At 63.5% G+C, this 12,926-nt stretch carries 13 protein-coding genes; 6 read left to right on the forward strand and 7 right to left on the reverse strand.

All coding sequences use genetic code 11. From position 1 onward, the window contains the following. Positions 1 to 59: 59 nt before the first annotated feature. The 3 genes from UB43_RS10550 (at position 60) to UB43_RS10560 (ending at position 2,801) form a co-directional block, all read left to right on the forward strand. The gene (locus tag UB43_RS10550; protein WP_045210432.1) at positions 60 to 1,013 is read left to right on the forward strand and encodes an alpha/beta hydrolase; all 954 of its coding nucleotides are present in this window, start codon (positions 60 to 62) and stop codon (positions 1,011 to 1,013) included. Continuing rightward, complete coding sequence (locus tag UB43_RS10555) at positions 1,010 to 1,480, forward strand: MaoC family dehydratase (RefSeq protein WP_045210433.1); 471 nt, start codon at positions 1,010 to 1,012, stop codon at positions 1,478 to 1,480. The genes UB43_RS10550 and UB43_RS10555 overlap by 4 nt, the downstream gene beginning before the upstream one ends. Positions 1,481 to 1,622: 142 nt before the next feature. After that, a complete protein-coding gene (locus tag UB43_RS10560; RefSeq protein WP_045210434.1) occupies positions 1,623 to 2,801 on the forward strand; it encodes an MFS transporter in 1,179 nt (392 codons plus the stop codon). On the opposite strand, the gene UB43_RS10565 is transcribed toward UB43_RS10560, so the two are convergent. The 4 genes from UB43_RS10565 to ccoM all read right to left on the reverse strand — a co-directional run bounded on the left by UB43_RS10565 (position 2,782) and on the right by ccoM (position 6,130). Then, entirely contained in the window at positions 2,782 to 3,639 is an 858-nt protein-coding gene (locus tag UB43_RS10565; protein WP_045210435.1) for an HlyD family secretion protein, read from the reverse strand. The genes UB43_RS10560 and UB43_RS10565 overlap by 20 nt on opposite strands. 13 nt (positions 3,640 to 3,652) lie before the next feature. After that, complete coding sequence (locus tag UB43_RS10570; protein WP_037010214.1) at positions 3,653 to 3,862, reverse strand: DUF1656 domain-containing protein; 210 nt, start codon at positions 3,860 to 3,862, stop codon at positions 3,653 to 3,655. Continuing rightward, positions 3,849 to 5,837, reverse strand: coding sequence for an FUSC family protein (locus tag UB43_RS10575; protein WP_045210436.1), 1,989 nt, complete (start codon positions 5,835 to 5,837; stop codon positions 3,849 to 3,851). Before UB43_RS10575 ends, UB43_RS10570 begins: the two co-directional genes overlap by 14 nt. A 182-nt stretch (positions 5,838 to 6,019) precedes the next feature. Then, positions 6,020 to 6,130: a cytochrome c oxidase subunit CcoM gene (gene ccoM / locus UB43_RS30200; RefSeq protein ID WP_024764625.1), complete on the reverse strand. Its 111-nt coding sequence runs from the start codon at positions 6,128 to 6,130 to the stop codon at positions 6,020 to 6,022. A gap of 283 nt (positions 6,131 to 6,413) precedes the next feature. Between ccoM and UB43_RS29560 the strand changes: the two genes are divergently transcribed. After that, the gene (locus tag UB43_RS29560; RefSeq protein ID WP_177329788.1) at positions 6,414 to 7,712 is read left to right on the forward strand and encodes a glycosyl hydrolase; all 1,299 of its coding nucleotides are present in this window, start codon (positions 6,414 to 6,416) and stop codon (positions 7,710 to 7,712) included. 339 nt (positions 7,713 to 8,051) lie between these two features. Here UB43_RS29560 and UB43_RS29815 read toward each other — a convergent pair whose 3' ends face one another. From UB43_RS29815 to UB43_RS10590, 3 genes are read right to left on the reverse strand one after another with little or no spacing between them, the layout of a single operon-like run. Further along, positions 8,052 to 8,213 carry a hypothetical protein gene (locus UB43_RS29815; RefSeq protein WP_088419735.1) on the reverse strand — a complete coding sequence of 54 codons (162 nt, stop codon included), beginning with the start codon at positions 8,211 to 8,213 and terminating at the stop codon, positions 8,052 to 8,054. After that, positions 8,210 to 8,809, reverse strand: a complete 600-nt coding sequence (locus tag UB43_RS10585; RefSeq protein WP_045210437.1) for an alpha-ketoglutarate-dependent dioxygenase AlkB — start codon at positions 8,807 to 8,809, stop codon at positions 8,210 to 8,212. The genes UB43_RS29815 and UB43_RS10585 overlap by 4 nt, the downstream gene beginning before the upstream one ends. Positions 8,810 to 8,857: 48 nt before the next feature. Then, a complete protein-coding gene (locus tag UB43_RS10590) occupies positions 8,858 to 9,163 on the reverse strand; it encodes a hypothetical protein (protein WP_045210438.1) in 306 nt (101 codons plus the stop codon). Between the two features lie 224 nt (positions 9,164 to 9,387). On the opposite strand from UB43_RS10590, the gene rapA reads away from it, so the two are divergent. Further along, entirely contained in the window at positions 9,388 to 12,240 is a 2,853-nt protein-coding gene (gene rapA / locus UB43_RS10595; protein ID WP_177329789.1) for an RNA polymerase-associated protein RapA, read from the forward strand. A gap of 218 nt (positions 12,241 to 12,458) precedes the next feature. Then, positions 12,459 to 12,911: a universal stress protein gene (locus tag UB43_RS10600; protein WP_024764627.1), complete on the forward strand. Its 453-nt coding sequence runs from the start codon at positions 12,459 to 12,461 to the stop codon at positions 12,909 to 12,911. Positions 12,912 to 12,926: the final 15 nt, after the last annotated feature.

The raw sequence follows: 12,926 nt of genomic DNA on the forward strand, positions 1-12,926 counted from the left end.
GGCCCGCTCCATGGCCCCATTCCAATAAGAATCGACGAACAAGAATCAGGATGGACCCCATGCCCTACGCCGCCTACTGGCTCCCCGCCAGCGACGAGACACCGCTCTACACCCGCCACTGGGCGCCGGAAGGCCCGTCCCGCGGCGCCCTGATGCTGTCCCATGGCATGGCCGAGCACGCCGGCCGCTACGAGCGCCTGGGGCTTGCGCTGAACGCTGCCGGGTACCACCTCTACGCCATCGACCAGCGCGGCCACGGTCGCACCGCCGAGAACGGCGAATTGGGCCACTACGCCGACCGTGGCGGCTGGGGCAAGGTGATCGGCGACCTGCATACCCTGAACCAGCATGTGCGCGAGGAACACCCGGACCTGCCGATCATCCTGCTCGGCCACAGCATGGGCAGCTACATCGGTAGCGCCTACCTGATGCAGCACAGCGCCAGCGTGAAGGCAGCGGTGCTGTCCGGCTCCAACTACCAGCCCGTGGCGCTGTACAAGAGCGCCCGCGTCATCGCCCGCTTCGAGCGCTGGCGCCAGGGCCCGCTGGGACGCAGCGCGCTGATCGACTTCCTGTCATTCGGCTCGTTCAACAAGGCCTTCAAACCCAACCGCACGGCCTTCGACTGGCTCAGCCGCGACCCGGTCGAAGTCGACAAGTACGTCGCCGATCCGCTCTGCGGTTTCCGCTGCAGCAACCAGCTGTGGATCGACCTGCTCGGCGGCCTGGCCGACATCACCCCGGTCGAACACCTGTCGCGCATCCGCGCCGACCTGCCGGTGATGGTCATCGGTGGCGAGCGCGACCCGGTCAGCCAGGGCAGCCGCCTGCGCGATCTCGCCCAGGCGATGACCCGGGCCGGGGTTCGAGACGTCCAACTGAAGATCTATCCCGACGCTCGCCACGAATTGTTCAACGAGAGCAACCGCGACGAGGTCACCCGCAACCTGATCGACTGGCTGGCGGCCCATTGCCCCATCCCGCAGGTCGAGAAAACCGAGGAGCCCCTATGACTTCCGTACAGAACGTCCCCTACGAAGAACTCGAAGTCGGCCAGAAGGCCAACTTCCAGCGCAGCGTCACCGAGCGCGACATCCAGCTGTTCGCCGAGGTCTCCGGCGACCGCAACCCGGTGCACCTGGACGCCGAGTACGCCGCCACCACCCAGTTCAAGGAACGCATCGCCCACGGCATGCTCACCGGCGCGCTGATCAGCGCAGCGATCGCCACCACCCTGCCCGGCCCAGGCACCATCTACCTCGGCCAGAACCTGGCCTTCACCCGCCCGGTGAAGCTCGGCGACGAACTGACGGTGGAACTGGAAGTGCTGGAGAAACTGCCGAAGAACCGCGTGCGCATCAGCACCACCGTGCTCAACCAGGACGGCAAGGCCGTGGTCAAGGGCGAGGCCGAAGTCATGGCGCCGACCGAGAAGCTCAACATCGAACTGCCCGCGCTGCCGCCGATCACCATCGGCTGAAGCGCATGTCGGGGCCGGCCATCCGGCCCCGAAAACTTGTATACAGTTTTCCGCTCGACTACCCTGCCCCAGTCATACTAAATCCACTTGGGATAACCGAAGGCTTCGTGCCCGAAACCCCTCACCGGGAATCGGAGCCGCCATGGACCTTCGACTGCTGTTGCTGTCCCTTTGCACCTTCGCCGCGGGCCTCGCCGAGGCCATCCTCACCGGCATCCTGCCCTCCCTCGCCGACGACCTGCACGTCTCCCTCAGCCTCGCCGGGCAGCTCACCAGCCTGTTCTCCCTGAGCTTCGCCATCGCCGCGCCCTTGCTTGGCTGGCTCACCCGTGGCGCCGACTGCCGCCGACTGCTGGTCATCACCCTGCTGGTATTCGCCGCGTTCAATGCGGGCGCTGCGCTGAGTCCCGGCTACGTTTCGCTGCTGCTGATGCGCATCGGCATGGCCGCCTGCTGCGGGCTGCTGATCATGCAGGCCAGCCTGCTGGCGGTGGAGCTGGCGCCGCCGGCCCTGCGCGGGCGCGCCATCGGCCTGATCTTCATGGGCATCAGCGGTTCGCTGGTGTTCGGCGTGCCGGCCGGTGTGCTGGTCAACGACTGGTTCGGCTGGCGCTGGATCTTCGCCGCCATCGCCCTCTACTCGCTGCCGCTGGCCGCCCTGCTGCGGATCGCCCTGCCCCGCCGCGCGCTGGATAGCCCGGCCAATGGCGCGGCTTACCAGCGCCAGCTGCGCAATCCTGCGCTGAACCTGGCACAACTGGTATCGATCCTGCTGCTGGGCGGCCACTTCACGCTGTTCGCCTACATCACCCCGTGGTTCCAGCAGGTCGCTGGGATCACCGACAGCCAGGGCATCGCGCTCACCCTGCTTCTGATCGGCCTGGCGGCCATCGGGGGCGGCTACCTGGGGGGCTGGCTGAGCGATCACCTCGGCCATCGCCGGGCGCTGCTGGTGGTGCCGGTGCTGTTCGCCCTGGCGATGCTGGCGATCCCGCTGAGCCTCGGCCACCCCTGGCTGCTGCTCGGCGCGCTGATGGTCTGGAGCACCATCAGCTGGATGATCTCGCCGGCGGTGCAGAGCTACCTGCTGGCCAGCGATCCGGCCAGCGGTAGCGCCGGGGTGGCGCTGAACACTTCGGCGATGCACCTGGGCGTAGCCCTCGGTGCGGCGCTGGGCGGCGCGGTGATCAGCCTGGCCGGCATCGCCTGGACGCCCTGGGTGGGCGTCAGCCTGGTGGCCGCGTCAGTGCTGTGCGCGGCACTGTCCTGCTGGTTCGGGCGCGAACCGCAGGCGGCGGGAATCAGCGCTCCTTCACGGTGACGCTGGCGGTCATGCCGGCACTCAGGTGCACGCCCTCGGGCACCTTGTCCAGGTGGATGCGCACCGGGATGCGCTGGGCCAGGCGTACCCAGTTGAAGGTCGGCTCGACATTGGCCAGCAACTGGCTGTCGGGGATCGCGTTGCGGTCGGTGATGCCGCTGCTGATGCTTTCCACGGTGCCATCGATGGCGATGTCGCCGCTCATCAACACCACCTGCGCCGGCTGGCCGACGCGAATGCCGGGCAGCTTGGTTTCCTCGAAGTAGGCGGTGACATAGAAGGACTTCTGGTCCACCAGCGCCATCATCGCCTGGCCCGCCTGCACGTAGTTGCCCTGGGCCAGGCGCAGGTTGGTGATCTGCCCGTCGCGCGGGGCGCGCATTTCGCTGCGGGTCAGGTTCAGCTGAGCCAGGCGCACCTGAGCCTGCGCCTCGTCGTACTCGCTCTTGGCGATGGAAGCGTTGATCTGCGCGGTTTCCTTGTCCTCGGCGCTGATCGCCGCGATGCCCAGCTTGCTGCGCCGCGAAGCCTCGCTCACGCGCAGCAGGTACTGCTGGTGCCGGGTCTCGGCCAACGCCTTGGCCTGCTCCAGGTTCGCCGCGTAGCGCTCGTGGTCGATGCGCATGATCAGGTCGCCGGCCTTGACCTGCTGGTTGTCCTGCACGGCAAGGTCGGTGACCCAACCGGAGACGTCCGGGGCAATCACCACCACGTCGGCGCGAACCCGCGCATCGCGGGTCCACGGCGACAGCATGTAGTAGCGCCACAGCCAGGTGCCGGCCAGGACGGCGGCAATGACCAGGGCGATGGTGACGGTTACGCGAAGGTATCCGCGCATACAGCTTCTCCTCTCAAGGCGCTGCGCTGAGCGCCCAGGTGATGGCACAGAGAATCAGCACGAACAGCGCACAGTCGAACAGCGCCTCGTGCCAGATCCAGCGCCCGAAGGGGGTGGCCTGCAGCAGCAGGCGCAATACGACCGTCAGGCCCAGGGCGAGCACCGCATAGATGAACAGCGGGCTCAGGAACACTCCGCCCCAGCCGAACTCATGCAGTCCCATTGGTGTCCTCCAGACGGCACCACTGGCGCCAGGTATGACGCAATTGCGCCAGCGCGGCGCGGGCCAGGCGGTTGGGTTCGTTGTCACCCTGCAGATCGTGCGCGAGGGCTTCCTCCAAAGGCGGGCAGAGGCTATCCAGGCGTTGCTCGCGCCCGCCTCCGGGCCCTTTTTCCAGCACGCTGCCCAGCGCACCGAGGAACTGGTCGCGACGCTTGCGCAGTTGCCCCTGCGCTCCGCTGAGGCAGGAGCGCAGATGGATCAGTTCGTTACCCAGGTCCAGCGCCAGCAGGCCGTCCTGCCAGCGCTTCTGCTCTTCCCTGGGCAACAGGGTGTAGTGCCGCGCCAGGCGGATCAGGCGGTCCGCCATGCGCCCGCCGAACCAGCTCTCGGCTTCGGCCAGCGGCCGTCGGGTCAGGCGCCCGAGGTCCTCGCAGGTGGCCTGGATCAAGCGGCGGTTGAGCCAGTCCGCCGGCAGGGTGAGCAGGCGGAACACCAGCACCGCGAAGCCCACGCCGATGACGATGCCCTGGGCGGAATTGAGCAGGTTGGCGAGGTCGTACTTCATCACGTTGCTCGGCGCCACCAGGGTGATGAAGTGGATCGAGAAGGACGTCGCCGTACCCGCCAGCGCCGGCGTGGCCATGCCCAGCAAGGCGAAGAACAGCGGTACGCCCAGCGCCAGGCAGAGCAGCGGGAAGCCGTTCCATTGCGGCAGCAGCCATTGGCTGACCACAGCCGCCGCCGGGATCGCATAGAGGATACCGCGCAGGAAGCCCAGGCCGATGGTGACGGCGTTGTCGCGGTTGGCGAACAGGCTGCAGATTACCGCCGCCAGCAGCATGCCGCCGGTGGCCGCCGGCCAGGCGGTCGCCATCCAGAAAGCCGACATGCCCAGCAGCGCCAGCGCGCTGCGCAGGCCGTAGAACAGCGCCATGAGCCAGTCGCGGTGCCAGGACAGCGTGCCGGTGGCGACATCGTCCACCCGCCCGTCCGCCACCGCGCGCATGGTCTTCTCCGAATTCAGCGCCTTGAGCAGCAGCAGCGCGCAGCGGGTCAGGCAGTAACGCAGGTCGTTGGAGTAGCTGTCATCCAGGCCGGCCTCCTGCAGGCGCTCCTGCAGCGAGCGCATGGCGTCGACCTGCGGGTCCTCCAGGGTGGCTCGCAGCTCTTCGAACCAGGGTTGCAGGCGCGCGCGGTCCTCGGCATCCAGCACGCTGCGCTGGCGGGCCACACCGCGCGCAGTGCGCAGCAGGCTGAGCAGGTCGCGGGAAAGAATCCGCAGCGCGCGCGAGCGCATCCGGCCGCGGTAACCCTCGAACCAGGCGTGATCACGCTGCACATCGACTTCGACGATCTTGCCCAGCGCCTGCAACAGCCCCTTGATCTGCCGCGCGTCGGCATCGATCTCGCTGCGCGCAGCCTGCATGCCGGTGAGCCAGGTGGCATGGGCCTGCTTGCCCAGGTTGGCCTCGACCCGACGCGGCCAGAGGATGGCACTGACCGCGGAGGCACAGAGAATCCCCAGGCAGATTTCCGTACTGCGCGCCACGGCCTGGTCGAAGACGTCCAGTGGGTGCGTGATCGCCGGCAGGCCGATGATCGCCACGGTGTACCCCGACAGCACGAACGCATAGGACACGTGGTTGCGCAGGCTGGTCGAGGCCGCGGTGCAAAGGCCCAGCCAGAGCGAGATGGCCAACAGGAACAGCCAGGGCGTCTGAGCGAACAGCGCTATGAACACCACCGACATGGCCGTACCGAACAAGGTACCGATCAGGCGGAAAAGACCCTTGGCCACCACCATGCCCGACAACGGCTGGGACACGATGAACACCGTCATCAGCGCCCACTGCGGCTGCTCCAGGTCGAAGCGGAAGGCGCACCAGAGCGCCAGGCCACCGGCCAGGAGGGTCTTGATCGCGAATTTCAGCGCCAGCGTATCCGGCGCGAGGAATGCCTGAAGCGTAGGTCGCACGCGGTCTCTCGAAAGGGTCCGGGTCTATCGCTTAAAGATAGTCGGCAAAGCGGATGACGGAATCGTTACCCATCATATTATTAGCAAGCTAACAATGTGTCATCCCGACTTTCGTAGAGGCAAAAAAAACGGGCGACCTAAGTCGCCCGAAGTGCCTTGCGTGCTCTGTGACTCTGTAAGGATCAGCTCTTCTTGTGGCTGTCCTTCCAGATGAAAATTCCGACCCCGCCGAAGAAAACAACCATCAGTCCGACGGTAAGGATGCCTGCGAGAACCACTTCGTCGATGAACATGATGCTGGCCTCCTGTTGCCTACATCGTCTGGGGATGTGTGCAGATTACCGGCGGCCGGGCAGGACAAATTGACCTGGGTCAATATTGGAAGCCCTGGATACCCGCGAATAAATATAAATTGATATAGATCAAAAAACGAATAGCCAAGGCCCAATGCAAACACAGACCCACAAACCTACAGATATCTCCCACAAAGAAAATGAGCGTTTCAACTTTAAAAAGTAAAACTATCAGCGGAAAAATTATTTATATATGGGGAACGACATCAATCGAGAACTGCACATGCGAACACTGAACATAAACACCCTAGGCAAAATCACCTTCGCCATCTCGATGGCCATGGCAGCCACCGACCATGCTTGCTCAGCTCCAAGCATACAAACAGAGTACGGTTTCACTGCGCACATTGGGGACAGAAGCACAAACACTCAGGAAAGAATCTCGGCTCATCGCCGTATGATTGACGAACTTGCCAAGAACGATGTCAAGTGGCTACGAATCGGAGTTGACATTGCAATTACAAAATACAACTCACCCACCAGCATAACCTTCAACGAAGAAGACTGGACGCCTGCAGTTGAAATCTACAACTATGCGCTAGCCAAAGGCATGAAAGTATTCTTCACGGCCTACCCAGCCTATGAATTAAGAAAGCTAAACCTCTCAGAAAGTGACTTTCTAAAATCTGTTAACTTTCAATTCTCCCGACTCGCCACGAAATTCCCAAAAGCTGAAGTATGGCAAATTTACAACGAGGCTAACCATGCATATAAAGACGACTACTCACCTGTATGCAACCATACAGACTTCACCTGTAAAAACGGTCAAGCCGTTTCCGTCTCTGATAGCTACATGAACTCTTTAAGAAACACAATTTCTACTGCAAAAAACGCTATAAGGTCCATAAACCCAACCGCAAAAATCACAACCAATGCGGCAGGAGGTGACGCCTACGCGCAACTCTACATGAGCAAACTAGAGGGAACTCTAGACATATTTTCCTTTGACATATACCCTGACGAGTATGATCACCAACAAAACTTCACAAGCTTCAAATCAACGTTGAGAACACTCAACAACAAGTACGGCAACAACTTCTGGCTAGTTGAAACAGGAAAGCCATCCAGCACGGGCGCGTGCAATACCGAAAGCACAGCGCACACCGCTGAACATAAAAAATTTCTTGTAGATTTAGTGCCCGCCATCGCCGAAGAGAAAGTAACCCACGCACTTTTCTATGAATTCAGAGACCGCGACACCTCATGGATAGCAGACTGCGAAAAGCACTTTGGAATAATTGATAGGCATGACCTACAAAAGCCAGCCTACAAATCGCTGCTAGAGCAAATGAAACTGTTCGCCTACATGCCAATCAATAGTGACTCAGCCAAAAACAGCCAAGCTCTCTCCCGGCTTAATCAAGCATTCCAAACATCCTTTGGACGACCGCCTTCAACTTGGGAGGCATACAATACAAATTACGACGGATGGTTAAGAACGGTCGCATCCAATAACAACTCATATGACGACATAGTAAACACAAATAAATACTGGCTATTCAGCCCTGAAGGAGCCAATTAAAGGTCAGAAGTAATCAAAAGATCTTACCAAGCGACATTTGGCCGACAACCAACAACCCACGAAATTAGTGGATGGAGCAGCACCAACTTTATAAATTACGCACAAATACTTAAAAATCATCGGGAATGGTTATCTACCCAAGAAGCTAAAACTGAAAGAGATGAAACCATTAAGCGTTCCTATCAAGCAATACTCATGCGTCAACCTTACCCCTCAGAATTAGCAAGCTGGGGGGCAGGCCAAGCTACAACCTTTGATGACATGGTGGAAAACCACCGAAACTGGCGGGACTACAACGAAAAATAAAAATATCAATATATGGACTTCACGCCGCAGCCTTCATCGTTTCTTGGGCTTGCTCTTGCCCTTCTTGCGGGGCTTGCCCAGCGGCAGCGCCTGCTCGAAGGCCTTGCGCACGTCCTGCAGGCGCTTTTCGTGCACGTCGTGGATGCGCTTGTCGCGCTCGGCGGTGAAGTCGATCAGCTTGTCGTCGTTGCTCATGGCAGGGCATGCACCAGGCGGAAAGTCAGATTCAGGCGCGGAGCAACCGGACGGCGCGTCTTGGCAACCTGATGTTGCCAATAATGCTGTGTCGCGCCGGACATGACCAGCAGCGATCCGCCGGACAACTCGATGGAGTGTTCGATTGTGTTTCGCCCCTTGCGCCGCAGATCGAAGCGCCGCGTGCCGCCAAGGTTCAGCGAGGCCACCACCGGGTTGCGCCCGAGTTCCGGCTCGTCGTCGCTGTGCCAGCCCATGGAGTCCTGGCCGTCGCGGTAGTAGTTGAGCAGCACGCCGTTGAAGCGCTGGCCGGCGACCTGCTCCACCGCCGAGCGGATTTCCGCCAGCAGCGACGTCCAGGGCAGCGGCGCGTGGGTCTGGCCGGAATAGGTATAGAAAGCCTCGGGATCGCCGTACCAATTGACCAGGCGCGGCACCGGGTAGTCGCGCCCGTGCAGGTGCACGACGGTCTGTTCCCAGGGGGTCTGTTCGAGCAATTGCTCCAGCCACTGGGCCGCGCACGACGGCGGGCACCAGTCGGGGATCAGGCGCAGCTCGGCATCGGGGAGAAGGATCGGGGCGTCGTCGAACAGCATGGAAAGCTCGGGTACTCGGCGGTGGGGCTAGTCTACTCCCCCGCCCGTTCAGACCTCGACATCGATCCAAAGCCCCTTGCGCTGGGCAGCCTGCACGTCCTCGCCCAGTTCCTCGACTTCCTCCAGCTCTTCCAGCGCCTCGCCCTCGGGCGTGCCGTCGGCGAGCTGGCGACGCTTGCGCCGGCGCTGGTACTCCTCGCGCAGCGCCTGCTCGTCAGGGCGACGCTCCAGTTCCACGCCGGCATTGCCCGCGCTGGGCGCAGGCGGAGACACCGGGGTGACATCCGGTCGCGGCTTGAGCACGTCCTGCTGGGCAGTGACGGGTGCCAGACTATGGGGAATGGGCGGCAGCATCGATTGTTCCTGGGGCGGGCCCTGTGGAGAAGTGCGCTGACAAGTCCTCTGGTCAGGCTATCGGCCGGAGCGCTACAGACTTGAGTGCGCCTCGCTACACTTTCCACGATTCGCGATGAGTGCGCGCCTCCAACAGGCCCTGCCGATGACTCGGGCGACCGGAGGCACCGACGGCCATCGCTGAACGCTGCGCGTTCCGGTACCATAGCCGGCTTTTTTGGGAGGTGTCCATGGCGCAGTATCAACCCGGTCAACGCTGGATCAGCGACAGTGAAGCGGAGCTCGGGCTGGGGACCATCCTTGCGCTGGACGGCCGCATGCTCACGGTGCTCTATCCCGCCACCGGTGATACCCGCCAGTACGCCGAGCGCAACGCGCCGCTGACCCGTGTGCGCTTCGCCCCGGGCGATCAGATCACCCACTTCGAAGGCTGGAAGATGACCGTCCGCGAAGTGGACGAGATCGACGGCCTGCTGATCTATCACGGCCTCACCGCGCAGAACGAGCAGCACACCGTCCCGGAAACCCAGCTGTCGAACTTCATCCAGTTCCGCCTGGCCAGCGACCGCCTGTTCGCCGGGCAGATCGACCCGATGTCCTGGTTCGGCCTGCGCTACCACACCCTGGAACACCGCACCCGCCTGCTGCAGTCCTCGCTCTGGGGCCTGGGCGGCGCCCGCGCGCAACCCATCGCGCACCAGCTGCACATCGCCCGCGAAGTCGCCGACCGCATGGCGCCGCGCGTCCTGCTGGCCGACGAAGTGGGCCTGGGCAAGACCATCGAAGCGGGCCTGGTGATCCATCGCCAGCTGCTTTCCGGCCGCGCCAGCCGCGTGCTGATCCTGGTGCCGGAGAACCTGCAGCACCAGTGGCTGGTGGAAATGCGCCGGCGCTTCAACCTGGAAGTCGCGCTGTTCGACCGCGAGCGTTTCGTCGAGAGCGATGCCAGCAACCCCTTCGAAGACACCCAGCTGGCCCTGGTGGCGCTGGAGTGGCTGCGCGAGGACGAGAAGGCGCAGGACGCGCTGTTCGCTGCCGAGTGGGACCTGCTGGTGGTCGACGAAGCCCACCACCTGGTGTGGCACCCGGAACAGGCCAGCGCCGAATACCAGCTGGTGGAGCAACTGTCCCAGGTCATCCCCGGCGTGCTGCTGCTCACCGCGACCCCGGAACAGCTCGGCCTGGACAGCCACTTCGCCCGTCTGCGCCTGCTCGACCCGGACCGTTTCCACGACCTGGAAGCCTTCCGCAGCGAAAGCAGCCAGTACCGCCCGGTTGCCGAGGCGGTGCAGGAGCTGGTCGACCAGGGCACTCTCTCCCCTGCCGCGCGCCAGGCCATCCACGGCTTCCTCGGCAGCGAGGGCGACGAGTTGCTGGCCAGCGTCGAGGCCGGCAATGAAGAAGCCCGCGCCCGCCTGGTACGCGAGCTGCTCGACCGCCACGGCACCGGCCGCGTGCTGTTCCGCAATACCCGCGCCGCCGTGCAGGGCTTCCCTGAGCGCCAGTTGCACCCTTACGTGCTGACCAACCCGATCGAGTACATGGAGTTGCCGCTGGGCGAGCACCCGGACCTCTACCCGGAAGTCAGCTTCCAGGCGCAATCCGAGGATGTCGACGAGAACAACCGCTGGTGGCGCTTCGACCCGCGCGTCGAGTGGCTGATCGACACCCTGAAGATGCTCAAGCAGTACAAGGTGCTGGTGATCTGCGCCCACGCCGAGACCGCGATGGACCTGGGCGATGCCCTGCGCCTGAAGTCCGGTATCCCGGCCACCGTGTTCCACGAAGGCATGAGCATCCTCGAGCGCGACCGCGCCGCTGCCTACTTCGCCGATGAAGAATTCGGCGCCCAGGTGCTGATCTGCTCGGAAATCGGCAGCGAAGGCCGCAACTTCCAGTTCGCCCACCACCTGGTGCTGTTCGACCTGCCGGCCCACCCGGACCAGCTGGAGCAGCGCATCGGCCGCCTCGACCGGATCGGCCAGAAGCACACCATCCAGATCCACGTGCCGCACCTGGAGAACAGCCCGCAGGAACGCCTGTTCCAGTGGTATCACCAGGCGCTGAACGCCTTCCTCAACACCTGCCCCACCGGCAACGCCCTGCAGCACCGCTTCGGCCCGCGCCTGGTGGAGCTGCTGGACGGCGGCGACGACGACGCCTTCGAGGCCCTGCTGGCCGAAGGCACCGCCGCCCGTGAAGCGCTGGAAGCGGAGATGCACAACGGCCGCGACCGCCTGCTGGAGCTGAACTCCGGCGGCGCCGGCGAAGGCGAGGCGCTGGTGGAAGAGATCGAGGAACAGGACGACCAGTTCGCCCTGCCGATCTACATGGAGCGCCTGTTCGACACTTACGGCATCGACAGCGAGGACCACTCCGAGAACGCGCTGATCCTGCGCCCGAGCGAGAAGATGCTCGACGCCAGCTTCCCGCTGGGCGACGACGAAGGCGTCACCGTCACCTACGACCGCGCCCAGGCCCTGGCCCGCGAAGACATGCAGTTCCTCACCTGGGAACACCCCATGGTGCAGGGCGGCATGGACCTGGTGCTGTCCGGCTCGCTGGGCAACACCTCCGTGGCGCTGATCAAGAACAAGGCGCTCAAGCCCGGCACCGTGCTGCTGGAGCTCCTGTTCGTCAGTGAAGCCGTGGCGCCGCGCAAGCTGCAGCTGGGCCGCTTCCTGCCACCGGTGGCGCTGCGCTGCCTGATGGACGCCAACGGCAACGACCTGTCCTCGCGCGTATCCTTCGAGACCCTGAACGACCAGCTGGAAAGCGTGCCGCGCGCCAGCGCCAACAAGTTCGTGCAGGCGCAGCGTGATGTCCTGGCCAAGCAGTTCGCCCAGGCCGAGACCAAGATCACCCCGCGCCATGCCGAGCGCGTCGAAGCCGCCCGCCAGCAGCTGACCGCGACCCTGGACGAGGAACTGGCTCGTCTGACCGCGCTCAAGGCCGTCAACGCGAGCGTGCGCGACAGCGAGCTGGATGCCCTGCGCAAGCAGCGTGACGACAGCCTGGCGCTGCTGGACAAGGCCTCCCTGCGCCTGGAGGCGATCCGCGTGCTGGTTGCCGGCTGATCGCAGCAACGCTGAAATGAAGAAGCCGCCACCGGACAACCGGTGGCGGCTTTTTTCATGGGCACCGTTCCTACGCCCCGTGGCTCCGAAACACCGCGTTACGCCGCTCTATTCCCGGCATATTCAGACACACCGACTACCATTGACGCTGCGCAAGGGATTCTCGCCCATGGGGGGATAGAGTTTCCTTACCAAGCCACTCATTGAGGGAACACATCATGTACGAGCGCATTCTGGTAGCGGTGGACGGCAGCCCGGTTTCCGACCGTGCCCTGGTCGAAGCGGCCAAGCTGGCCCAGCTGAGCGGCGGCGAGCTGCGCGTCATCACCATCGTCGACAGCCCGCTGCGCCATCTGCCCGATTACGCCGTGTACTACAACCCGGAGCCGCTGCGCGAAGCCGCGCTGAAGGCCGCCGATGACATCCTCGGCAAGGCGAAGGAGAAGATCGCCGAGTTCCCGGTGAAAACCAGCTTCGAGCGGGTTTGCCAGGAACGTGCCAGCGAGGAGATCGCCGAGCGCATCGAGATCGAGGCCGAAGCCTCCAAGGCCGACGTCATCGTCATGGGCACCCACGGCCGCCGTGGCGTGCGCCGCCTGATGCTGGGCAGCGTGGCCGAAGGCCTGCTGCGCGTCAGCAACCGCCCGGTGCTGCTGGTTCGCGAGAAGTAACGGCCCCCGGAAAGA

This window comes from Pseudomonas sp. 21, from assembly GCF_000955805.1.
GTDB lineage: Bacteria > Pseudomonadota > Gammaproteobacteria > Pseudomonadales > Pseudomonadaceae > Pseudomonas.